The sequence below is a fragment of the Planomonospora parontospora genome, from assembly GCA_014647935.1.
GTDB classification, from domain to species: domain Bacteria; phylum Actinomycetota; class Actinomycetes; order Streptosporangiales; family Streptosporangiaceae; genus Planomonospora; species Planomonospora parontospora.
Window position 1 is genome coordinate 1 of the sequence record BMQD01000038.1, and the last position, 21679, is coordinate 21679.

Sequence of the window (21679 nt, forward strand, 5' to 3'; positions counted from 1 at the left end):
CGGACATCCTCCCCACCCGCATGTGGCGTTCGGGTACGGCCCGCACCGCTGCCTGGCCGCCGCCCTCGCCAGGGTCGAGCTCACCGAGGCGGTCAGGGCCCTGGTCACCCGGTGCCCCGGCCTGCGCCTGGCCGGAGCACCGGAGTCGGTGGCCTGGACCGACGGCCTGGTCTACCGGCCGGTCGCCATGCACGTCACCACGGGGGGCGGCGTGCCGGAGCGGCCGGGATCCTAGTAGGAGGGACGGCCGGGCTCGCCCCGGTCGCCTCGGTCGCCCTCGAACTCGATGCGCTCCTTGCGGACCTGCTCGGAGACGGCCTCCTCGTCGGTGACCTGCTCCTTGCCCAGGCGGACCCGCTCGACCGGGACGGTCTTCTTCTCCACCGTCGGCCGCTCCTCGTGCAGGGTCACCTCGTGCTCGGCCTCGCTGATCTCCGGGCCGCTCAGCGACTCGTCGAGGTTGGCGTCGGTGATCGGCTCGCGCTCCAGGCGGACCTCCTCGCGGGTCACCGGCACGCTCATCTGCTGCTCCTCGGTGACCACGTACTTGCGCAACCGCGCCCGGCCGGTCTCGTGGGTCTCGGTGCCGACGTCGAGCCGCTCCTCCGAGCGGGTCATCGCGTCGTCCCGGCCGCCGAGGTCCGAATCCGCGGTTCCGGAGCGGCCGAGGGTCTCGTCCCCGCGCAGGTCCGAGCCCGCGGTTCCGGAGCGGCCGAGGGTCTCGTCCCCGCGCAGGCCCGAGCCCGCGGACCCGCCCGCGCCGCGGCGCTCGTCCTCGGTGAGGCCCAGGCCCAGGCGCTCGCGTTCGCGCTCACCGCCGGAGTGCGCCCAGCCGCTCTCGCCCGGCCGGTTGGCCTCCTGCCAGGAGCGCTCCCAGTCGATGTCGTAGTAGCGGTAGAGCTCGCGCTCCTCCTCGGCCGACAGGTGGCCGCCGGCGTCGACGTCGACGTTGGGAGCGTGCTTGACGCGGTCCTTGTCGTAGGAGACCTCGATGTGGTCGGAGACCACGTCTGCCGCCCGCGTCGGGACGAAGGTCTCCTTGGTGCCGAACAGGCCCGTCTTCACGCAGAGCCACTCGGGGCGGCCGGTGGCGTCGTCGAGGTAGACGTGCTTGACGTCACCGATCTTGTCGCCGTTGGTGTCGTAGACGGTCTGGTCGATCACCGTGTTGATCTGCTCCAGGGTGATCATGGTTTTTCTCCTTGATTGTCCCTTTTGTTCCTTTCGTTGGAGGGCCATACCACTGTCGGCCGGAGAGAAACCTCTCCGGCCGGAGGATCATCGGGTGGAGGATCGTCGGGCGGCGAGCCGGCGCCGGGAGACGCCGGTCGGCGAGGGGCGGTGCCGCCCCGGGTCAGGGCGCGTCGAAGCGGATGGCCCGGAGCAGGTCGGCCGCGGGGCGGTCCAGGATCGTGACGCTCGCCGCCGGGGGGAGGGCGCCGGTCCGGGCCCGCGCGACCAGCGTCCGCCAGCGGCGGCAGTGCCGGGCGAAGAGCGGTCCGGCCACCACCCGCCCCCGGGTGACCTGCCCCTCGCGGGCGGTCTTCGGCTCGACGTCGAGCATGACCAGGTGCAGCCCGGTGCCGTTCAGGCGGGCGATCCAGGCCAGGCCGTACAGGATGTGCGGCCAGGTGCCCCGGCTGTGCGCGACGACGGCGTGACCGGCGAGCAGGGCGCGGACGATGCGGGCCATGTGGGTGGTGTGCACGACGGGGGTGCGCAGGCGCACAGGCAGCGACGAGAGGCGGGGCGCCCACCAGGCGCGGGACTGGCGCGAGTCGATGACCTGCGCGCCTCCCGCCGTCACGGGCCCCGTCTCGTCGCCGCGCAGGCCGTACAGCCGGTCCAGCAGGGTGCTCTTGCCCGCGCCGGGCAGGCCGGTGAGCAGCACCAGGGAACCCGCCGGATAGGCCAGGTCCCGGACGGACGGGGGACAGGCCGGGGTGGCGGCCATCGCGTGCACCTCGCAGGGGGTCGGGAGACGTCCTCCCATCATGCGTGCCTGGGCGCGCCCGTGTGCGGGTAAACGGCCGGAGACCTCTGCGGACGTGCGGTGCCGGGCGTCCGGCGCCGGGTCGCAGGCCCGCAGAGGCCGCCGGGGCGCCGCCCACGGGTCACGGCTTGCGGGCGACGACGCCGAACTGGGCCACTTCGGAGGGGGCCTCGCCGAGGTCGGCGAACTCGGGACGCCAGCGCGAGCACGACACGATGCCGGGCTCCAGCACCTCGAGGCCGTCGAGGAAGCCGGCGATCTCCCGGCTGCCGCGGGCGGTGATCGGCGGGGTGGCGTGCTCGTTCCAGAACCGCATGGCCTCGGCGTTGGCCTCCCCGCCCAGCTCCAGGGTGGGATGGGTGAGCACCAGGTGGCTGCCGGAGGGCACGGCGTCCATCAGCCGCCGCACGATCCCCCGGGCCTCCCCGGTGTCGAGGATGAAATTGAGGAGCCCCAGCAGCATGACCGCCACCGGCCGGTCGAAGTCCAGCGTCCCGGCGGCGGCCTTCAGGATCGCGCCGGTGTCCCGCGCGTCGGCGTCGACGTAGTCGGTGGCGCCCTCGGGTGTGCTGGTGAGCAGGGCCCGGGCGTGCACCAGCACCATCGGGTCGTTGTCGACGTAGACGATCCGCGCGTCCGGCGCCACCCGCTGCGCCACCTCGTGGGTGTTGTCGACGGTGGGCAGCCCGGTGCCGATGTCGAGGAACTGGCGGATGCCCGCCTCGCCCGCCAGATGGCGGACCGCCCGGCCCAGGAACGCCCGGTCGGCGCGCGCGACGTGCACGATGCCGGGGAACATGCCGAAGACCCGTTCGCCGACCTCGCGGTCGGCGGGGTAGTGGTCCTTGCCGCCCAGCCAGTAGTTCCACACCCGGGCGTTGTGCGCGACGCCGGGGTTCAGCCCGCTCGGCTCGATGGGGGTCCGCTCGTCCTCCACACGCCCTCCTCGGCGTCCGCGTCTCCGTCGATCATGATGATGATAGTGAATTGTCTGCTTATGGGGCCCGGCTCGCGCTGCTCGTCCCGATCCTGCGCGGTACGGCTGACGCGGCCGTGCAGGCGTGGAAAACTTGACCCGGCCGGATGGGGCGGTTTTGCCGTGGAGGGAGCGGGCTTGCGTACAGTTCCGTCGGTAGGCGACCACACCGAGGACCACGCCTCCGATCTCGGGCAGGCGGGTCCCACGGTCCTGCGGATGCTGGTGGGCGCGCACCTGCGCCGCCTCCGCACGGCGTGCGGGATCACCCGCGAGGAGGCGGGGAGGGCGATCCGGGCCTCCGACTCCAAGATCAGCAGGCTGGAGCTGGGCCGCACCGGGTTCAAGCAGCGGGACGTGGCCGACCTGCTCACCCTCTACGGCGTCACCGAGGAGGCCGAGCGCGAGACCCTGCTCGCGCTGGCGGTGCGGGCCGGAGCGCCGGGCTGGTGGCACGAGTACGGCGACGCGGTCCCCCACTGGTTCGACGCCTACCTCGACCTGGAGCAGGCCGCCTGCGTCATCCGCACCTACCAGCTCCAGTTCGTCCCCGGCCTGCTGCAGACCGAGGACTACGCCCGCGCGGTGATCGCCTCCTCAGCCCGGGACGCCTCCCCGGAGGGGATCGAACGCCGGGTCGCGCTGCGGATGCGGCGGCAGCGGCTGCTGCACCGACCCGATCCGCCCAGGTTCTGGGCGGTCATCGACGAGGTGGCGCTGCGCCGTCTGATCGGGGGACGCGCGACGATGCGCGCCCAGATCGAGCGGCTCATCGAGCTCGCCGAGCTGCCCCACGTCACCATCCAGATCATGCCGTTCGGCGCCATCGGCCACGCCGAGACCGCCGGGCCGATCACCGTCCTGCGCTTCCCCGAGGGCGAACTGCCCGACGTGGTCTACCTGGAGCAGCTCTCCGGCGCCGTCTACCTGGACAAGGAGGCCGACACCGCGCGCTACCGGTACGTCATGAACCGGCTGAGCGTGGAAGCCGGGCAGCCGTCCGAGACGGCCGAGATCCTGCACCGGATCCTCGCGGAGACCGGCCAGACCGGCTGAGCCCGCCGCCGTCGAGAGCCCGGCCCCGCCGGTTCCGTGCGGCGGGCCGTACCCGCCGCGCTCGCCGCGACCCGGCCGCGGGCCCGCCGGAGCCCGGCGGCCTGCGTGGAGTGTCCCTTTCCGCGGGGAGTTGGGCTATGGTCGGAGGCGATGAGGGAACCGCGGTGGGGCACACGCAGGCCCACTGCCGTAGCGGCCGTGGTGGGCCTCGTCTTCGTGGTCCTCTTCTTCGCGGTCGCCCCCTCCTCCTGGTCCACCGGCCGGCGGTCCGCCGACGCCGGGACCAGCCTGCAGATCCCCCACACCGGCGGGACGCACCAGTCGACCGCCCCGAGGGTGCTGGCGGGCGGTGCCGAGCACCTGCCCACGCCGGGACAGCTGCGTTCCCTGCCCGCCGTGGGAGAACCCGCCGCGCTCCTCGTCCTGCTGCCGCTCACCCTGCTGGGCGCGGGCCCGGTGACGGGTTCCCGGCGCTGCGCCCGCCGGGTCGTCACCCCGCGCAGCCCACCGCTGCCCTAGCGTTCTCCGTCCTTTCCCGGACCTCCGCCGAGCCCGCCGCACGCGGCCTCGACGGGGGTCTCCCGGCTGTGCGTCCCGCGCGGTTCCGCGCGTCCGCCGCCGGCCGGGACCGGATCCCACGGTGACGGGCCGCGACCGGCCCGAGCCGTCAGCGAACCATGCAAGGAGTCGGTGTCGTCATGGGTGACATCAGATCGGCGAGCAGGCTGCTGGGCGAGTACCAGCGGCACACCGCGCAGTTGGAGGAACTGCGCGCGCTCCTGCACGAGCGGCTCACCGCCGCGCGGGAGGAGTGGAGGGCCCTCACCGAGGGCGGGCGCGAGCCGGAGCGGCCCGCCGGGGACGGGCCGGTCCCGCTGGCCTGGGGGCGCGCCGAGCGCGCAAGGACGGCCGTCGCCGAGATCGAGGCGGCGATCGAGCGGCTGGACTTCGGGGTCTACGGCACCTGCGGCCGATGCGGGACGTTCATCGCGCTGGAGCGGTTGCGGAGCGTCCCGCACACCCGCCGCTGCGCCGCCTGCGACGACGGGAGGAAGTGAGATGACCGTCGGGACCCACCTCAGCAGCGTCCAGCTCGGCACGATCCGGGAGGAACTGGAGGAGCAGCTGTTCCGGTGGAACAAGCGGCTGGCCGAACTGGAGGCGGCGGTGAACGGCGACGCGGTGGAGGTGTCGGAGAAGGCGGAGCTGCTCGCCGACATCGTCTCCGCGGAGCGGAACGCCGCCGTGGTGCGCGACGCCCTGGCGGGGATCACCGGGCTGACCTACGGCCGATGCGACGGCTGCGGTTCCGCGATCCCCTACGAGCGGCTGAAGGCCAGGCCGCTGGCGCGGCTGTGCGTGCAGTGCCAGCGCAGCCACGAGACCCGCTGAACCGCTGAACCGGCGTCACCGCGGCCGCGGTGACGCCGGAGACGGAGATGGCCCCCGGCCGCCGGTCAGGCGGCCGGGCGGAGCGCGGCGGCCTCGGCGGCGAGCTTCTCGATCCGGGCGTAGTCGCCCGAGGCGAGGGCGTCGGCCGGGGTGAGCCAGGTCCCGCCCACGCAGCCGACGTTCGGCAGCGCGAGGTAGTCGGGAGCCGTCGCGAGCTTGATCCCGCCCGTCGGGCAGAAGCGCACGTCGGGCAGGGGACCGCCCAGCGACTTCAGGTACGGCAGGCCGCCCGCGGCCTCGGCCGGGAAGAACTTCATCTCGGTCAGCCCGCGCTCGGCCAGCGTCATCACCTCCGACGCGGTCGCGACGCCGGGCAGGAACGGCACGCCGCTGCCCTCCATGGCGTCCACCAGCGCGGCCGTGCTGCCCGGGCTGACCAGGAACTTCGATCCGGCCTCCACCGAGGCGGCGACGTCACGCGCGGTCCTGACGGTCCCCGCGCCGATCACGGCCTCGGGCACCTCGGCGGCGATCCGCCTGATCGCCTCCAGCGCGGCGGGGGTGCGGAGGGTGACCTCGATGACCGGCAGGCCGCCCGACACCAGGGCGCGGGCCAGGGGCACCGCGGTCTCCAGGTCGTCGATCACGACGACCGGGACGACCGGGGCGATGTCGAGCAGACTCATGCGTACTCCAGGTTGGACGTGTTCGCCAGGCGCTGGGCCAGCCAGGCCGCCGCGCCGGTGAGGGCGGGCTGCGGAGCCACGATCAGCGTGGTGGCGATGGCGGACAGGTAGTCGTCAAGGGTCGGGGTGGCCTCGAACCTGCGGCGGAAGTCGCTGGCCAGGACCCGGTCCACGATACGGGGCAGCACGCCGCCGCCGAGATAGACGCCGCCGCGGGCGCCCAGCGTCAGCGCGACGTTCCCGGCGAAGGTGCCGAGCAGGCCGCAGAAGACGTCGACCGTCTCCGCGCAGAGGGAGTCGTCGAGCCGGTCCACGATGTCGGCGGGGGCCAGGCGCGGCGCGTCCACACCGCGCACCAGCGCCAGGGCGCGGTGCAGCCGGGTCAGGCCCGGTCCCGACAGCAGGTGCTCGGCCACCACGTGGCGGGCCCCCTCGGAGTGCAGCGCCCGGACGATCTCGCGGTCCCGCTCGTCCAGGACCGGCACGGTCACGTGCCCGCCCTCACCGGGCAGGGGGATCCACCCCTCCGCCGCGGGCACCAGACCCGCGACGCCGAGGCCCGTCCCCGGGCCGAGCACCGCCTTGACCCCGCGCGACGGCTCGGGGCCGCCGAAGGAGACCAGGTCGTCGCCGGCCAGGTGCGGCAGCGACGCGGCCAGCGCCTCGAAGTCGTTGAGCAGCTCGACGTGCGGGATCCCCAGATCTCGCACCGAACCCGACCACCCGGCGTTGGTCAGCCGGTAGCGGTCGCCGTCCACCGGCCCCGCGATCGCCAGACAGGCCGCTCCCGGCCGAACTCCGCCCGCATGGTCTGCGAGATAGGCGGCTACGGCTTCGGGGAGCCCGTCGTGGTCCCGGCCGGCCAGCACGGCCACCGACTCCGGCCGGCCACCGGGCTCGGTGACCAGCCCGAACCGGGCGTTGGTGCCGCCGATGTCGGCGACGAGCCAGGGGTGGCTCATGCGTCCCCTCCGTCGGACGGGACGGCCTTCCCGGCGTCCTCGGCGCCCCCGGTGTCGGTGTTCCCGGCGTTCCCGGCGTTCCCGGCGTTCCCGGCGTCCGCGGCGTTCACGGTGGCCGGGGCCGATCCGGCGTCCGAGGCGCCCCCGCCGGAACGGGCGGCGCTCTCGGCGCGGCCGTTGAGGGCGAAGATGCCCGCGCCGCGCTCGGCGGGGCCCGCCGCGGCGCGGAAGGCGGCGAACAGCTCGCGGCCGGTGCCGACCCACTGGGCGTCGGTCAGCGGGGCGCCCTGCGGGGTGCGGGCGGCCAGCTCCTCGGCCGGCACCAGCAGTTCCAGGGTGCCCGCCGTGGAGTCGAGGCGGATCGGGTCGCCCTCCTGGACCAGCGCGATCGGACCGCCGTGGGCGGCCTCGGGCGACAGGTGGATGGCGGCCGGGACCTTGCCCGACGCGCCCGACATGCGGCCGTCGGTGACGATCGCCACCCGCTGGCCGCGGTCCAGCAGGACCGACAGCGGCGGGGTGAGCTTGTGCAGCTCGGGCATGCCGTTCGCGCTCGGGCCCTGGTAGCGGATGACCGCCACGAAGTCCTGCCCGTCCAGTTCGCCCGCCTCGAAGGCGCGCAGCAGCTCCAGCTGGTCGTCGAAGACCTTCGCCGGGGCCTCGACCACCAGGTGCTCGGGCTTGACGGCCGAGACCTTGATGACCGCGCGGCCCAGGTTGCCGTCGAGCATGAGGGTGCCGCCGTCGGGCGAGAAGGGGTCGCTCACCGGCCGCAGCACGTCCAGGTCGCCGCTGCCCTCGGTGCGCTCGGTCCAGACCAGCTCGCCGTCCTTCAGCTCGGCCGCGGAGCGGTAGTGGTCGAGTCCGTGCCCGGCGACGGTCAGCACGTCGCGGTGGAGCAGCCCGGCGTCGAGCAGGTCGCCGATGAGCACCTGCATGCCGCCCGCGGCCTGGAAGTGGTTCACGTCCGCCTGGCCGTTGGGGTACATCCGGGTCAGCAGCGGCACGGCCTTCGACAGCGCGGCCAGGTCGTCCCAGAGCAGCTCGATCCCGGCCGCCGCCGCGATGGCGACGATGTGCATGGTGTGGTTGGTCGAGCCGCCGGTGGCCAGCAGCGCCACGCAGGCGTTGACGATCGCCTTCTCGTCGACGACCTTCCCGACCGGGGTGTACTCGTCGCCGTGCGCGGTGATCTCCACCGCCCGCCGGCCCGCCGCCTTCGTCAGGGCCTCGCGCAGCTCCGTGCGCGGGTTGACGAACGTCGCGCCCGGCAGGTGCAGGCCCATGACCTCGATCATGACCTGGTTGGAGTTGGCGGTGCCGTAGAACGTGCAGGTGCCGGGGGAGTGGTAGGACTGCGACTCGGCGTCCAGCAGCTCGTCCTTGCCGACCTTGCCCTCGGCGAACAGCTGCCGGGTGCGGGCCTTGACCTTGTTGGGCAGGCCGGAGGTCATCGGCCCGGCGGGCACGAACACCGCGGGCAGGTGGCCGAAGTGCAGCGCGCCGATCAGCAGGCCGGGCACGATCTTGTCGCAGACGCCCAGCATGAGCGTGGAGTCGAACATGTCGTGGGAGAGCGCGATCGCGGTGGCCATCGCGATGACCTCGCGGCTGTAGAGCGAGAGCTCCATGCCGGGACGGCCCTGCGTGATGCCGTCGCACATCGCGGGGACCCCGCCGGCGAACTGGGCGACGCCGCCCGCCGTACGGACGGCGTCCTTGAGGACCGCCGGGTAGGTCTCGTACGGCTGGTGCGCCGAGAGCATGTCGTTGTAGCTCGACACGATCGCCACGCCGGGCCTGACGCTCGCGCGCAGGGCCGGCTTGTCGATCCCGGCGGCGGCGAAGCCGTGGGCGAGGTTGGCGCAGCCCAGGCTGGAGCGGGCGGGGCCCCGCCCGCGGGCGGCCTCGGCCTCGGCCTCCAGACGCGCCAGGTAGGCGCCGCGGCTGGCGCGGCTGCGCTCGATCAGGCGGTCGGTGACCTCTTGGACGACGCGGTTCATCCGGCCTCCTCCATCGGTGTGGGTGTCGGTTCGCTCGGTCGGGTCGGTCGGGTCGGTCGGGGCGGAGCCGTCGTTCACGCGGGGTCCTCCTCGTGCCAGGCGCGGCCGCTGCGGTCGACGAGCTCGTGCGCTCCGGCCGGGCCGGAGGTGCCCGCCGGGTACGGCTCGGGCAGCATGCTCTGCGACTCCCACTCGCGCAGGATCGGGTCGATCCACCGCCAGGCGGCCTCCACCTCGTCGCGCCGCATGAACAGGGTGGGGTTGCCGGCCAGGACGTCCATGAGCAGCCGCTCGTAGGCGTCGGGCACGCGGCCGGAGAAGGTCTCGGCGAAGCTCAGGCTCAGCGGGACCGGCTTGAGCGCCACCTCGCCCGCGCCCGGCTCCTTGGCCATGATGTGCAGCCGGATGCCCTCGCTCGGCTGGAGCCGGAGGACCAGCCGGTTGGGCGCGCTGCCCGGGAAGATCGAGTGCGGCACGTCCTTGAACTGGATCACGATCTCCGAGCACCGGTACGGCATGCGCTTGCCGGTGCGCAGGTAGAACGGCACTCCGGCCCAGCGCCAGTTCTTCACCTCGGCGCGGATGGCCGCGAAGGTCTCCACCCGGTGGGAGGCCTCGGTGGGCGGGGTGCCGTCGGGCTCGTCGAGGTAGCCGGGGACCTGCACGCCGCCGGACTCACCGGCGGTGTACTGGCCGCGGACGGTGAAGCGGTCGACCTCGCTGCCGGTGATCGGCCGCAGCGACTCCAGGACCTTGACCTTCTCGTCCCGGATGGACTCGCGGTCGTTGCGCGCCGGCGGCTCCATGGCGACCAGGCACAGGAGCTGCAGCAGGTGGTTCTGGACCATGTCGCGCAGGGCGCCGGCGTGGTCGTAGTAGCCCCGGCGGCCCGGCGTGCCGACGGTCTCGGCGACGGTGATCTGGACGTGGTCGATCCAGAGGGAGTTCCAGATCGGCTCCAGGAACGCGTTGGCGAAGCGGAGCACGAGCAGGTTCTGGACGGTCTCCTTGCCCAGGTAGTGGTCGATGCGGAAGATCTGCCGCTCGTGGAAGATCTCGCCGACCTCGTCGTTGATGTGCCGGGCGCTGGCGAGGTCGCGGCCGAGGGGCTTCTCCAGCACCACCCGAGAGGCGGGGGTGACCAGGCCGGCGCGGTTCGCCTCGCGGCAGAACGGGCCGAACGTCATGGGCGGGCTGGCCAGGTAGAAGACCCGGTCCCGCTCCTCGTGGCCGGCGAGCAGGGCGCCGAGGCGCTGCCAGCCGGTGGGGTCCTCGCCGGAGATGTCGATGGTGACGTGGTGCAGGCGGTCGAGGAACCGCTGCCAGACGCCGCGGTCCCCGGCGTCGTCCACCGGTACCGAGGAGCGGACCTCGGCGTCGACCTTGCCGCGGAAGTCGGCGTCGTCGAGCCCGCCCCGGGACATCGCGATGATCCGGGTCCCGGGGGCGAGCAGCCCGTCGCGGTCGCAGTGGTAGAGCGCGGGGAGCAGCTTCCGCATGGAGAGGTCGCCTGTGCCGCCGAAGACGATCAGGTCGGCGGTCTTGGGGGTCTCGGACATGAGGGAGCTCCGTGGTGATCTTCCGGTTTGAGGATAGATCGGACACTAGCCGGGTCTTGTGCTTTACACAAGCGGAGTTTTGTCATCTGAGATGAGAAAGTCCGAACCTTTCATTTCCAAAAGGGGTGTGGTTCACTTGGCCGATGCCTCGACGTCCCGCAGCCGCGCTCGCCACGAGCGGCGAGGTGCTCCGCCTCATCCGCACCGGTGAAGCCGTCACCCGTGCGGACATCGGACGTGTCACCGGCCTGTCCCGGCCCGCGGTCTCCCTGCGCGTCACCGAGCTGCTGGACCGGCGTCTGATCGTGGAGGACAACGAGGGCCCCTCCACCGGCGGGCGCCCGCCCACCCGCCTGGCCTTCAACGCCGCCGGCGGCGTGGTCCTGGTCGCCTCGCTGGGCGCCAGCCGCGCGCAGATCGCCGTCTGCGACCTCGCCGCAGGAGAGCTGGCCCGCGCCGACCTCGCCGTCGACGTGGAGGAAGGGCCCGACGTCGTGCTGCCCCTGGTCATGCGGACCTGGGAGGAACTTCTCGGCGACCGCCCCGCGAGCCTGATCCGGGCCGTCGGCCTGGGCGTCCCGGCGACCGTGGAGTTCGCCGCGCGCCGTACCGAGAGCGCCCGCATCATGGCGAGCTGGACCGGTGTGGCCATTCCGCCGATCATCGCCGAGCGCTTCCCCGTGCCGGTCTTCCTGGACAACGACGTCAACGTCATCGCCATCGGAGAGCACCGCGCGGTCTACGCCGGCCAGGCCGACGACCTGCTGTTCATCAAGGTCTCCACCCGGATCGGCTCGGGCGTCATCGCGGGCGGCGAGATCCTGCGCGGCGCGCTGGGCGCGGCCGGGGAGATCGGCCACATCCCGGTCCGCGACGGCGGGGGAGTGCTCTGCCGCTGCGGCAACACCGACTGCCTGGACTCGGTCGCCAGCGCCACCGCGATCCTGCGCAGGCTGCGCTCCCGGGGATACGAGGTCAAGACCCTCGCCGACGTGGTCGCCCTGGTCCGGGGCGGGGACGCCGAGACGATGACGGTGATCCGGGACGCCGCCCGGATGCTGGGCGAGGTCGTCGCCAGCGCGGTCAACATCCTCAACCCTGCCGTGGTCGTCCTCGGCGGCGACGTCGCCGAGACCTTCCAGCCGCTGGTGTCGGGGGTGCGCGAGGTCGTCTACCGCCGCTCGACCGCGCTGTCCACCCGCAACCTCCGCATCGAGCGCAGCCGCCTCGGCCCCGGCGCGGGCATCGTCGGTTGCGCCCACATGGTCCTCGACCACGTCCTCTCCCCGGAGGCGGTCGACTCCCCGCCCTGACCCGCGGAGGCTCCCCGCCCTGACCCGCGGAGGCTCCCCGCCCTGACCCGCGGAGGCTCCCCGCCCTGACCCGCGGGGGCACGGCGTCCCGGCACGCACCGTACCCGCGCGATGGCGTGGGGTGCCCGGATCCGGGGCAGGGTGCATTGATAGTGGACGTCGTGCGGAGCGGATTCGGGGAGCGGTTCCGCCGGGCCTCCCGGACGGGGATGCCGGTGGTGGTCCTCATCGCGCTGCTCGTCGCCGTGACCGGCACGGCCCTGTCGGTCTGGGTCGGCGCCGCGCTGCGGGAGGCCCAGCAGCGCGGCGCCGAGCAGCAGCTGGACCGGCGCACGGCCCTGGTCACCGACGCGGTGGCGACCGAGAGCGGCCGGTACGCCGACACGCTCCGCCTCCTGGCCGCCGCGCTGGGGTCCCACGCGCGGCTGACGAAGCCCGAGTTCGACCAGACGACGCGGGTGCTGGAGGGCATGCGGCTGGCCGGGGCGACCTCGATCGCCCTCATGGTGCCGGCCACCGCCGAGCAGATCCCGCGTGTGCAGGAGTTCTGGCGCCGCCGCGGCGTCCCGGACCTCGTCCTGAACGCCGAGGGGCGCGCGCACGAGCACGTCTTCTCCGTCCTCAGCCGGTCGCTGGACGGGTCCACCCGGACGGCGACCGGCATCGACGCCAGCCAGGCCCCCGAGTCCGCCCGCGCCCTGGCCGAGGCGCGCCGCAGCGGCCAGGTCACGGTGTCCGACACCTATCGGCTGATCCGCGACCGCTACCTGCCGCCGGAGCGCAGGCAGCTCTCGATCGTGCTGACCGCGCCGGTCTACGGGCCGGTCGAGGGCGACCGGAGGCCGTTCGTCGGCTGGGTGCTGATGGGGGTGCGCGGCCAGGACTTCATCGGCGCGTCCCTGCGGCGCGCCGCGCAGGGGCTGAGCGACGTGCGGCTGCTCGCCCGGCACGGGGACGGCTCCCTGGTGCCGATCGCCGAGCTGCGCGGCAGGGCCCCGCGCGAGGTCCCCCGGGACCTGCACCGCACCACCTCGGTGCAGGTCGCCCAGCGCCACTGGCAACTGGAGATCGCCGCCGCCTCCGCGCTGCTGCCCGGCGCGCACAGCCCCCTGCCGCTCACCGCCACGGCCGCGGGGACCGCGCTGAGCCTGCTGCTGGCCGCGCTGGTGTCCGCGCTGGGCGGCGGCCGGGCCCGGGCCCGGGCCCAGGTCGTGGCGGCCACCGCCGGACTGCGCGCCGCCGAGGCCGACGCCCGCCGCCAGGCCGGGCTGCTGGCCGCGGTGCTCGACAGCGCCAGCGACGGCGTCGGCGTGGTCGACGGGCAGGGCCGCTTCCTGATGAACAACCCCGCGGCCGGGGAGATCCTCGGGGTCCCGCCCGCCGCGGGAGGGCCGGAGAGCTGGCAGGACCACTACGGCATCCTCCTGCCGGACGGCAGCGCGCCGTTCCCCACCGAGGAAATGCCGATGACGCAGGCACTGGCCGGGCGGCGCGTGGAGCAGGTGCCGATGATGATCCGCAACCGGGCCCATCCCGAAGGGATCGTCCTCTCCGTCTCGGCGCAGCCGCTGGACCCGTCGGGCGGGCGCTCCGGCGCGGTGACGGTATTCCGCGACATCACCGCGTTGCGCGAGCACGAGGCCGAGCTGGCCGCGTTCGCGGGAGTCGTCGCCCACGACCTGCGCCGCCCGCTGACCGCGATGCGCGGGTTCGTCGAGCTGGTCCGCGACGAGCTGGACGAGCTGGTCGGCGAACTTCCCCCCGAGTCCTCCGGGGCGGCCGGCGCCGGGGTGTCGCGGGAGCCGGAGGTGCGGGCCGTGGCCGGCGAGTGCGTGCGCCACCTGGACCAGGCGCTGGCGGGCATCGCCCGGATGGCCGGCCTGATCGACGACCTGCTGGCGTACGCCACGGCCCGGGACGCCACGCTCCAGCCGAGGGAGGTCGACCTGGACTCGCTGGTGCGGGAGATCGCCGCCGAGCACCTGACCGCGGCCGCAGCCGAACCCGGCCGGCCCGCGCCCCGGATCGGCGTCGGCCCGCTGCCCGCCGTGCACGCCGATCCGCCGCTGGTCCGGCAGCTGGTCGACAACCTGGTCGGCAACGCGGTCAAGTACGTCCGGCCCGGGCAGGGCGCAGAGGTGGAGGTCCGATCCCTGCCGGCCCCGCCGGGGCGGGTGCGGATCGAGGTGGCCGACCGGGGCATCGGCATCCCGCCGGGCCAGCACCAGGCCATCTTCGCCGGATTCCACCGCGCGGTCGGCGGCTACACCGGGACCGGCCTGGGCCTGGCCATCTGCGAGCGGATCGTGGAGCGGCACGGCGGCGCGATCACCGCCGAGGACAACCCGGGCGGCGGCGCCCGGTTCCGTTTCACCCTGCCCGCCGCCGAGGACGAACCCGCCGTCGAGCACAGACCCGGTGCCGAGGACGGACCCGGTGCCGGGGACCGGCCCGGAGGACCGTCCTGAGCGGTACCGTTCCGGGCGGGGTCAGCCCGCCTCGGTCATCCCCCCGCGCTGCTCGCGGTTCCGGTTCTGCCGGCGGACGGCCATCCCCATGTCCACGGCCGCCACCACGGCGAGCACGGCCATCACCGCGGTTATCCAGACGAGGCCCGCGGCGAAGCTGAGCACACCGATGGCGATGGCGGCGATCATGGCGAACGAGCCCAGCCGGATGTGGACCACGTCGCGGGGCGTCGCCGGGACCATCGTCTTGCCGGTCCTGGACGTCTGCTCCGGACGCTGCGGTTCGTGAGTCATATCGCACCCTCCTCCGTATCAGACCGCTCCCGTACCCACGGCGATCCCTCCCATGCGCCGCCTCGCGGGCAAGGCCGTACGGCCGCGCGGCGGTGGGAGGCCCCGGCGAATGTTCCGGTGCGGGGCGGGAAGGGGCGACGGGCACGAGGACACGGACGAGCGGAAAGAGGTGATCGCGCGATGCCGGCACGCGAGGAACTGCCGTCGACCCTGCGGCGCTCTCCCAAGAAGGCGCAGGAGACCTGGATCAAGGCGCACGACTCGGCGGTGGAGACCTACGGGGAGGGCGAGCGGGCGCACCGCACGGCGTTCTCCGCGCTGAAGCACTCCTTCGAGAAGGTCGGCGACCACTGGGAGCCGAAGCAGGAGAAGGGGCCCTCCGACGCGCAGGCGCGCAAGAGCACCCCCCGGGCGGGGAAGACCGCCGAGGGGGTGGACGAGTCCGCGTCCAAGGAGCACCTGTACGGCATCGCCCGGCGCCTGGACGTCAGGGGACGGTCGGCGATGACCAAGGGGCAGCTCGTGGAGGCCATCAAGAAGGCCAACAGGAAGCGCACGGCGGACGCCCGCTGACCTGGCCGGCCCCGCGACCGGCGGCAGCCGGTCCGGGGCCGGCCCCGCGCCGGACGCCGGACGGCGGCGCCCGGTGTTTGGAACGCGGCATTTTTCCGAAGATTCTCCCCGCCTTCGCTATAAGCCGGTCGGCAGCGGATAGGAAACGCCGGAAGCGAACGCAGCAGGGAGGGAAGCGTCATCATGACGGACGTGTCGAGCATGGGACCGCAGCCGGGTGACGAGCGTCCGGTGCTGACCAACCGGCAGGGCCATCCGGTATACGACAACCAGAACCAGCGCACGGTCGGCGCCCGGGGCCCGGCCACGCTGGAGAACTACCAGTTCCTGGAGAAGATCAGCCACTTCGACCGGGAGCGCATCCCCGAGCGGGTGGTGCACGCCCGCGGGGTCACCGCCTACGGCTTCTTCGAGGCCACCGGTTACCTCGGGGACGAGCCGATCAGCCGCTACACCCGGGCGAAGCTCTTCCAGCAGGCGGGCAAGCGCACCGACGTGGCCGTGCGGTTCTCCACCGTGATCGGCGGCCGGGACTCCTCGGAGGCGGCCCGCGACCCGCGCGGCTTCGCGGTGAAGTTCTACACCGAGGACGGCAACTGGGACCTCGTCGGCAACAACCTGGCCGTCTTCTTCATCCGGGACGCCATCAAGTTCCCCGACGTCATCCACGCTCTCAAGCCGGACCCGGTGACGTTCCGCCAGGAGCCCAACCGGATCTTCGACTTCATGTCGCAGACGCCCGAGTGCATGCACATGCTGGTCAACCTCTTCAGCCCGCGCGGCATCCCGGCGGACTACCGGCACATGCAGGGCTTCGGCGTGAACACCTACAAATGGGTCAACCAGCACGGAGAGACGCATCTGGTCAAATACCACTGGATGCCCAAGCAGGGCGTACGGAGCATGACCGTCGAGGACGCGTCGGCCGTGCAGGCGACCGAGCTGGGGCACGCCACCAAGGACCTGCACGAGGCCATCGACCGGGGCGACTTCCCGGAGTGGGAGCTCCTGGTGCAGATCATGACCGACGAGGAGCACGCCGAGCTGGACTTCGACCCGCTGGACGACACCAAGGTCTGGCCGGAGGACCGGTTCCCGGCGCGGCCCGTCGGCCGGATGGTCCTCGACCGGAACGTGCAGAACAACTTCGCGGAGAACGAGCAGATCTCGTTCGGCACCGGCGTCCTCGTCGACGGGCTGGACTTCTCCGACGACAAGATGCTGGTCGGCCGGACGTTCTCCTACAGCGACACCCAGCGCTACCGGGTGGGCCCGAACTACCTGCAGCTCCCGGTCAACCAGGCCAAGAACGCCGACGTGCGCACCAACCAGCGCGACGGCCTGATGACCTACCACGTGGACGGCGCCGGGGAGAACCCGCACGTCAACTACGAGCCGTCCATCAACGGGGGCCTGCGCGAGGGGCGGTTCCCCACGCACGACGAGCAGGGGCCCATGATCACCGGGCGCCTGACCCGCAAGCGCATCCCGCGGACCAACGACTACAAGCAGGCGGGCCAGCGCTACCTGCTGATGGAGCAATGGGAGCGCGACGACCTCGTGCACAACTTCGTCACGCTGCTGTCGCAGTGCGACCGCCCCATCCAGGAGCGCATGGTCTGGCACTTCCTGCTGGTGGAGGACGACCTGGGCCTGCGCGTCGGCGAGGGACTGGGCATCGGCCCGGACGACGTCTCGCACCTGGAGCCGCTGGCCGGCCAGGACCTCACCGAAGAGGACCTCGATCGGCTGTCCAGGCTGGGCAAGAACGGGCCGCGTGACGTGGACGGCCTGCAGATGACCCACTGCGTCCCGAACCAGCGGGCGGTCGTCACCCGCGGCTGAGGCGGACGCCCGCCCGCGGCGCGGACGCCCACCCGCGGTGGGCGTCCGCGCCGCGCCGGACCCCCGGCTCCGCCGGGGGCGGGGCGGTCCCCGGTGGTCCCGGGCGGTCGGAGGGCGCGGGGTGGTCAGGTGTACCGGGAGGCGGGGGAGGCGGGCCGACCCGGCCTCAGCCCTCCCGCATCCGGGTGAGGAGCTCGGCGAAGTCGGCCTGCATGCGGGCGGCCTCGGCCGACAGGTCCTGGGAGAGCCCGGCGATCCGCGCGGCCACCTGCCCGGTCGCCTCGGCCGAGCGCCGCACGCTCACCCCCCGCACGCCGCCGCCGTCACCGGCGATCGCCGCGGCGACCTCCTCGGTGCTGGTGCCCAGGCTGCGCACGACCCCGGCCATCCGGTCGATGACCTCCGCCGCGCCCTGCGAGGTGTTCTGGATCGCCTCCACCTCCCGCGCGATCTCGTCGGTGGCCTGCGAGCTCTGCTGCGCCAGTTCCTTGACCTCGTTGGCCACCACGGCGAAGCCCTTGCCGACGTCGCCGGCCCGGGCCGCCTCGATGGTGGCGTTGAGCGCCAGCAGGTTGGTCTGCGCCGCGACCCTGCGGATCACCTCGACCACGCCCCCGATGGTCTCGGCCGCGGTGGTGAGACCGTTGACCGTACCGCTGGCACTGGTCGTCTCGGTGGCCGCCTGCGCGGCCGTCGTCGTCGACTGCTCGGCCAGGTGCGAGATCTCCCGGACGGTCTCGACCAGTCCGCCGGTGGCGGAGCCCAGTTCCTCCGCGCCGTCGCGCATGGCCAGTACGGCCTCGTCGAGGCGGGCGACCACCGCCGAGACGGTGCCCTCCAGCTGCGCGGCCAGCGTCTCCACCGAGCGGCGGCGCTCCTCCTCCGCCCTGGCGCGCAGCTCCTCGTGCTCGTGCTCCAGGGCCTGCTTGCCGGAGAGGTTGTCGCGCAGCACGCCCAGCGCGCCGGCCATCCGGCCGATCTCGTCGCGCGACACCGGTGGCAGCGCCACCTCGTGGTCGCCGTCGGCGAGCTTGCGGGTGGCGGCGGTCAGCGCCCGCACGGGCCGGGAGATGCTGAGCCCCACGACGGCGAGGACGCCCAGGACGGCGAGCACGACCATGCCGGTCTGCAGGATCGTGGCCTGCTGCTTGTCGCGGATGATCTCCTGCATGTCGCCGACGTAGATGCCGGTGCCGACCACCCACTCCCACGGCTCGAAACCGGCCACGTACGACAGCTTGGTGACCGGCTCGTCCTCGTCGGGCTTGGGCCACTCGTACTCGACGAAGCCCGCGCCGGAGGCGCGCACCGTCTTGACGAACTCGACGAACAGCAGCTTGCCGTTCGGGTCGGCGTTGGCGGACAGGTCCTTGCCGTCCAGTTCGGGCTTGGTCGGGTGCATGACCATGAACGGGCGCATGTCGTTGATCCAGAAGTAGTCGCCCTCGCCGTAGCGCATCGCCTTGACCGCGGTCAGCGCGGCGGCCCGCGCCTGCTCGTCGGTCATGGCGCCCTCCTCCGCCTGCCGGTGGTAACCGGCGATGACCGAGTGGGCGGTCTCCACCAGGCTCTGCACCTTCGCCTTGCGGGCGGCCAGTTCGGTGGGCTCGACGTCGGCGAAGCGGATGGCGCCCACGGAGAGCACGCCGATGACGGCGACCGTCGCGAGCACGGCCAGTTTGGCCAGGATGGGGATGTTGCGCAGATTCGGCATGGCGGTGACCTCTCAGGGCTGCTGTGCGCTCCTGATCGGCCGGAGGTCCCGCGAGCTGAGTGATTTGGGTTACATCCCCGCGACGGGAACATCCCCGCGACGGGAACATCCCGGTGGCGGGCTGCCCGCCGTGACCGGCCGCCTCCCGGTGACGGGCCGCCTCCTGGTGACGGACAGCCTCCCGGTGACGGACAGCCCTCCGGCGGCGGGCCGGTCCGCCGGAAAGGCCGCCGGGGCCGCCCCCGGCGTCGGGAGCGGCCCCGGCGGCCGGACGGGACCCGTCAGTCGGTGCTCAGCGCGTCGAGCAGGTCGCCGACCGGGCGGTCGGGGAGCGCCCGGGCGACGTCCGCCAGCGCGACGATGCCGACGAGCTTGTGTCCGTCGATCACCGGGAGCCTGCGCACCTGGTGCGAGGCCATCGTCCGGAGGATCTCGGCGGCGTCGTCGTCGGCGCCGATGGTGACGGCCTCGCCCTGGGCCAGCTCACCGGCCAGGCAGGACTTGGGGTCCTTGCCCCGGGCGAGCACCTTCACCACGATGTCCCGGTCGGTGAGCACGCCCTTCAGCCGGTCGTCGGTGCCGCAGATCGGCAGCGACCCCACGCCCAGGCGCGCCATCTTCCCGGCGGCGTCGATGACCGTCTCGTCCGCGTTCACACATTCCGCGTTCGGAGTCATGATCTCCCGTGCGGTCGTCATCCTCGCTCCTTTCGACGGTTTCGGAATCCTGCGGCTTCCCGCCGCGGGCCGGATGAAACCGGTCCGGCATGAAGGGTGAGCACGGGGATAGAAGGGATGGATGAGCACTGCGGCGCTGATCGTCATGGACATGCTGAACCCGTACGACCACCAGGACGCCGACCTCCTGGCGGAGAGCGTCGAGCGGATCGTGGAACCGCTGGCGGACCTCGTCGGCCGGGCGCGCGGCAGCGAGGACGTCGAGCTGGTCTTCGTCAACGACAACCACGGCGACTTCACCGCGACGCGGGACGACATCGCGGCCCTCGCGCTGAAGGGCAGGCGCCCCGACCTGGTCGAGCCGGTGCTGCCGCCGGACGACAGCCCCTTCCTGGCCAAGGTGCGCCACAGCGGTTTCTACGGCACCTCGCTGGAGTACCTGCTGAACCAGCGGGGCGTCGAGACGGTGATCCTGGCGGGGCAGGTGACCGAGCAGTGCGTCCTGTACAGCGCGCTCGACGCCTACGTGCGGCACTTCTCCATCAGGGTGCCGCGTGACTGCGTGGCGCACATCCACCCCGATCTGGGGGACGCGGCCCTGCGGATGATGGAGCGCAACATGGGGGCGGAGATCGTCGGCTCCGACCGCTGCCTGACCGGCTGACCGGCGGAGATCGCGCACGCCGTTTCCCGGCCGGGGATCGCGGGTAGCCGGGCGCGGTGTCTGAGATATCGCGATTACAGCGCTATGTGCCCGCACGGCAGGACCTCCGGGTCCGGCTGCGGCTGTCCGTCACCGAGTTCCTGCTCACCCCCCTGCTCATGGTGCTCGGGGCGGTCGCCCTGGCGCTGGGCTCCGTGCTGGTGGACGTGTCGTCGCCGGGCTGGTCCCCGGACGTCCGGAACCTCTTCCTGCGGCTGTTCCCGCACGAGAACCTGGTCGGGATGCTGCGGGTGATCGCGACCGGGCTGGTCACGGTGACCACGCTCACCATCTCGGCGCTGCTGGTGGCGATCTCGCACACCGCCACGACCGTCGCGCCGGTGGTGTTCGACCAGTTCCTGCGGCGCCGCGCCAACCAGGCGTACTTCGGTTACGTCGCGGGCTGCGCCACCTACACCTACCTGGTCATGGCCGTCTCCCGCCCCCGCTGGGCCGGGGTGGGCGCGCTGCTGGCCATCGTGCTGGCCGCCGGGGCGCTCGTCCTGCTGGTGTTCATGGCCTACGTCATGATCGACCAGATGCGGCCGACCTCCGTGGTCCGCTCGATCCAGGACCTGGCCTTCAGCGCGCGCCTGCGCCAGCTCCCCCTGCTCGCCCGCTCCCGCACGAGGCCGGTGGTGGACGGCGACTCCCTCCCGGTGACCACCCGGGCGACCGGGTACGTGGTGGACATCAGCACCGCCCGCCTGGAGAAGCTGCTCGCGCCGACCGGGGACGCCGTGGAGGTCGCCTTCCAGGTGCGGATCGGGGACCTGCTCGCCTACGGGGACACCGTGGCCCGCATCCGCGGGGGAGACGAGGAGTCCCGCCGCCGGATCGCCGACGACGTCCTGGACTGCGTGACGATCGACCGGGTCCGCAACGCCGACGTCGACCCCGACCACGCCATCGAGCAGCTCGGCAACATCGCCTGGGCGGCCACCTCCACCCGGCAGAACCCCGACGTGGCGCTGGCCTCCGTCGGCGCCCTGCGCGACCTGTCGGCCCGGTGCGCCGCGGCCGGCGTCCCGGAGGCCGCGGCGTACGGAGGACCGCTGCCGGTGGTCTACGACGACGCGCTGCAGCGGCGGATCGTGGCGGCCCTGGTGGACCTGGTGGTGGTCAGCACCTCGTCCCGGCAGCACCAGACCTGCGCGGTGGCACTGTCCACCCTGGCGGAGATCCTGCCCCAGCTGCCGGACCGCGACCGCGACCTGGCGGTCAAGAGCCTGCAGCGGGCGCTCCCGGCGACCCTCTCCCACGTGGCCAGCGTGGAGATGGGCCGGGGCCTGGCCAGGCTGCGCGCCGCGTTCGACACGATCGGCCGGGAGGACATGGCCGACCAGGTCCGGGACATGGGACCGAGGCTGGTCCGGGAGAGCGGGCTGGAGGACGACCTCATCGACCACCTCGACGACAACGACATCACCGGGCCCCGGCCGTTCCGCTTCCGCTGACCGGGCCG

At 73.2% G+C, this 21679-nt stretch carries 20 protein-coding genes and 1 pseudogene; 11 read left to right on the forward strand and 10 right to left on the reverse strand.

Annotated features, from left to right (window positions below; all coding sequences use genetic code 11):
• A pseudogene (locus tag IEZ07_RS32430) lies at nt 1-235 on the forward strand (cytochrome P450); the annotation flags it as partial.
• Here the strand turns inward: IEZ07_RS32430 and IEZ07_RS32435 are convergent.
• From IEZ07_RS32435 to IEZ07_RS32445, 3 genes are all read right to left on the reverse strand, one after another.
• Nucleotides 232-1191, reverse strand: coding sequence for a DUF2382 domain-containing protein (locus IEZ07_RS32435; protein WP_191898288.1), 960 nt, complete (start codon nt 1189-1191; stop codon nt 232-234). The pseudogene IEZ07_RS32430 and the gene IEZ07_RS32435 sit on opposite strands and share 4 nt — an antisense overlap.
• 163 nt (nt 1192-1354) lie before the next feature.
• Nucleotides 1355-1954, reverse strand: a complete 600-nt coding sequence (locus IEZ07_RS32440; protein WP_191898289.1) for an ATP-binding cassette domain-containing protein — start codon at nt 1952-1954, stop codon at nt 1355-1357.
• Nucleotides 1955-2114: 160 nt separating this feature from the next.
• Entirely contained in the window at nt 2115-2930 is an 816-nt protein-coding gene (locus tag IEZ07_RS32445) for an SAM-dependent methyltransferase (protein ID WP_191898290.1), read from the reverse strand.
• A gap of 177 nt (nt 2931-3107) precedes the next feature.
• Between IEZ07_RS32445 and IEZ07_RS32450 the strand changes: the two genes are divergently transcribed.
• The 4 genes from IEZ07_RS32450 to IEZ07_RS32465 all read left to right on the forward strand — a co-directional run bounded on the left by IEZ07_RS32450 (nt 3108) and on the right by IEZ07_RS32465 (nt 5417).
• A complete protein-coding gene (locus IEZ07_RS32450; protein ID WP_307729045.1) occupies nt 3108-4025 on the forward strand; it encodes a Sco1979 family transcriptional regulator in 918 nt (305 codons plus the stop codon).
• Between the two features lie 198 nt (nt 4026-4223).
• A complete protein-coding gene (locus IEZ07_RS32455; RefSeq protein ID WP_068893911.1) occupies nt 4224-4544 on the forward strand; it encodes a hypothetical protein in 321 nt (106 codons plus the stop codon).
• 179 nt (nt 4545-4723) lie between these two features.
• Complete coding sequence (locus IEZ07_RS32460; RefSeq protein WP_191898291.1) at nt 4724-5083, forward strand: TraR/DksA family transcriptional regulator; 360 nt, start codon at nt 4724-4726, stop codon at nt 5081-5083.
• Between the two features lies 1 nt (nt 5084).
• A complete protein-coding gene (locus IEZ07_RS32465) occupies nt 5085-5417 on the forward strand; it encodes a TraR/DksA family transcriptional regulator (RefSeq protein WP_068893909.1) in 333 nt (110 codons plus the stop codon).
• Nucleotides 5418-5482: 65 nt separating this feature from the next.
• Here the strand turns inward: IEZ07_RS32465 and eda are convergent, their stop codons facing one another.
• The 4 genes from eda to zwf form a co-directional block, all read right to left on the reverse strand.
• Nucleotides 5483-6103: a bifunctional 4-hydroxy-2-oxoglutarate aldolase/2-dehydro-3-deoxy-phosphogluconate aldolase gene (eda, locus tag IEZ07_RS32470; RefSeq protein WP_191898292.1), complete on the reverse strand. Its 621-nt coding sequence runs from the start codon at nt 6101-6103 to the stop codon at nt 5483-5485.
• Nucleotides 6100-7065, reverse strand: a complete 966-nt coding sequence (gene glk, locus IEZ07_RS32475) for a glucokinase (RefSeq protein WP_191898293.1) — start codon at nt 7063-7065, stop codon at nt 6100-6102. Before glk ends, eda begins: the two co-directional genes overlap by 4 nt.
• Nucleotides 7062-9068, reverse strand: coding sequence for a phosphogluconate dehydratase (edd, locus tag IEZ07_RS32480; RefSeq protein WP_239321180.1), 2007 nt, complete (start codon nt 9066-9068; stop codon nt 7062-7064). Before edd ends, glk begins: the two co-directional genes overlap by 4 nt.
• Before the next feature lie 74 nt (nt 9069-9142).
• Nucleotides 9143-10627, reverse strand: a complete 1485-nt coding sequence (gene zwf / locus IEZ07_RS32485) for a glucose-6-phosphate dehydrogenase (protein ID WP_068893906.1) — start codon at nt 10625-10627, stop codon at nt 9143-9145.
• Between the two features lie 143 nt (nt 10628-10770).
• Here zwf and IEZ07_RS32490 point away from each other — a divergent pair, with 143 nt between their 5' ends.
• Nucleotides 10771-11940 (forward strand): ROK family transcriptional regulator, encoded by a 1170-nt coding sequence (locus IEZ07_RS32490; RefSeq protein ID WP_191898294.1) that lies wholly within the window; start codon nt 10771-10773, stop codon nt 11938-11940.
• 161 nt (nt 11941-12101) lie between these two features.
• On the forward strand, nt 12102-14408 hold the full coding sequence (locus IEZ07_RS32495; protein ID WP_204054740.1) for an ATP-binding protein: 2307 nt from the start codon (nt 12102-12104) through the stop codon (nt 14406-14408).
• 21 nt (nt 14409-14429) lie between these two features.
• On the opposite strand, the gene IEZ07_RS32500 is transcribed toward IEZ07_RS32495, so the two are convergent.
• The gene (locus tag IEZ07_RS32500) at nt 14430-14702 is read right to left on the reverse strand and encodes a hypothetical protein (protein ID WP_191898295.1); all 273 of its coding nucleotides are present in this window, start codon (nt 14700-14702) and stop codon (nt 14430-14432) included.
• 180 nt (nt 14703-14882) lie between these two features.
• Between IEZ07_RS32500 and IEZ07_RS32505 the strand changes: the two genes are divergently transcribed.
• Both IEZ07_RS32505 and IEZ07_RS32510 read left to right on the forward strand, forming a co-directional pair.
• Nucleotides 14883-15275, forward strand: a complete 393-nt coding sequence (locus IEZ07_RS32505; protein ID WP_068893904.1) for a ChaB family protein — start codon at nt 14883-14885, stop codon at nt 15273-15275.
• A 183-nt stretch (nt 15276-15458) separates the two neighbouring features.
• On the forward strand, nt 15459-17120 hold the full coding sequence (locus IEZ07_RS32510) for a catalase (RefSeq protein ID WP_191898296.1): 1662 nt from the start codon (nt 15459-15461) through the stop codon (nt 17118-17120).
• 166 nt (nt 17121-17286) lie between these two features.
• On the opposite strand, the gene IEZ07_RS32515 is transcribed toward IEZ07_RS32510, so the two are convergent.
• Complete coding sequence (locus tag IEZ07_RS32515; protein ID WP_191898297.1) at nt 17287-18834, reverse strand: cache domain-containing protein; 1548 nt, start codon at nt 18832-18834, stop codon at nt 17287-17289.
• Nucleotides 18835-19115: 281 nt separating this feature from the next.
• Nucleotides 19116-19532 (reverse strand): CBS domain-containing protein, encoded by a 417-nt coding sequence (locus IEZ07_RS32520; protein WP_068893901.1) that lies wholly within the window; start codon nt 19530-19532, stop codon nt 19116-19118.
• Between the two features lie 100 nt (nt 19533-19632).
• Between IEZ07_RS32520 and IEZ07_RS32525 the strand changes: the two genes are divergently transcribed.
• Nucleotides 19633-20175: a cysteine hydrolase family protein gene (locus IEZ07_RS32525; RefSeq protein ID WP_191898298.1), complete on the forward strand. Its 543-nt coding sequence runs from the start codon at nt 19633-19635 to the stop codon at nt 20173-20175.
• 56 nt (nt 20176-20231) lie between these two features.
• Nucleotides 20232-21671 (forward strand): DUF2254 family protein, encoded by a 1440-nt coding sequence (locus IEZ07_RS32530; protein ID WP_191898299.1) that lies wholly within the window; start codon nt 20232-20234, stop codon nt 21669-21671.
• Nucleotides 21672-21679: the final 8 nt, after the last annotated feature.

Excerpts from the sequence above, each read along its gene's own strand:
- IEZ07_RS32435 (WP_191898288.1), bottom strand. The coding sequence starts at position 1,191 with ATGATCACCCTGGAGCAGATCAACACGGTGATCGACCAGACCGTCTAC.
- IEZ07_RS32440 (WP_191898289.1), bottom strand. The coding sequence starts at position 1,954 with ATGGCCGCCACCCCGGCCTGTCCCCCGTCCGTCCGGGACCTGGCCTAT.
- IEZ07_RS32460 (WP_191898291.1), top strand. The coding sequence starts at position 4,724 with ATGGGTGACATCAGATCGGCGAGCAGGCTGCTGGGCGAGTACCAGCGG.
- IEZ07_RS32465 (WP_068893909.1), top strand. The coding sequence starts at position 5,085 with ATGACCGTCGGGACCCACCTCAGCAGCGTCCAGCTCGGCACGATCCGG.
- eda (WP_191898292.1), bottom strand. The coding sequence starts at position 6,103 with ATGAGTCTGCTCGACATCGCCCCGGTCGTCCCGGTCGTCGTGATCGAC.
- glk (WP_191898293.1), bottom strand. The coding sequence starts at position 7,065 with ATGAGCCACCCCTGGCTCGTCGCCGACATCGGCGGCACCAACGCCCGG.
- edd (WP_239321180.1), bottom strand. The coding sequence starts at position 9,068 with ATGAACCGCGTCGTCCAAGAGGTCACCGACCGCCTGATCGAGCGCAGC.
- zwf (WP_068893906.1), bottom strand. The coding sequence starts at position 10,627 with ATGTCCGAGACCCCCAAGACCGCCGACCTGATCGTCTTCGGCGGCACA.
- IEZ07_RS32490 (WP_191898294.1), top strand. The coding sequence starts at position 10,771 with ATGCCTCGACGTCCCGCAGCCGCGCTCGCCACGAGCGGCGAGGTGCTC.
- IEZ07_RS32500 (WP_191898295.1), bottom strand. The coding sequence starts at position 14,702 with ATGACTCACGAACCGCAGCGTCCGGAGCAGACGTCCAGGACCGGCAAG.
- IEZ07_RS32505 (WP_068893904.1), top strand. The coding sequence starts at position 14,883 with ATGCCGGCACGCGAGGAACTGCCGTCGACCCTGCGGCGCTCTCCCAAG.
- IEZ07_RS32510 (WP_191898296.1), top strand. The coding sequence starts at position 15,459 with ATGACGGACGTGTCGAGCATGGGACCGCAGCCGGGTGACGAGCGTCCG.
- IEZ07_RS32515 (WP_191898297.1), bottom strand. The coding sequence starts at position 18,834 with ATGCCGAATCTGCGCAACATCCCCATCCTGGCCAAACTGGCCGTGCTC.
- IEZ07_RS32520 (WP_068893901.1), bottom strand. The coding sequence starts at position 19,532 with ATGACGACCGCACGGGAGATCATGACTCCGAACGCGGAATGTGTGAAC.
- IEZ07_RS32525 (WP_191898298.1), top strand. The coding sequence starts at position 19,633 with ATGAGCACTGCGGCGCTGATCGTCATGGACATGCTGAACCCGTACGAC.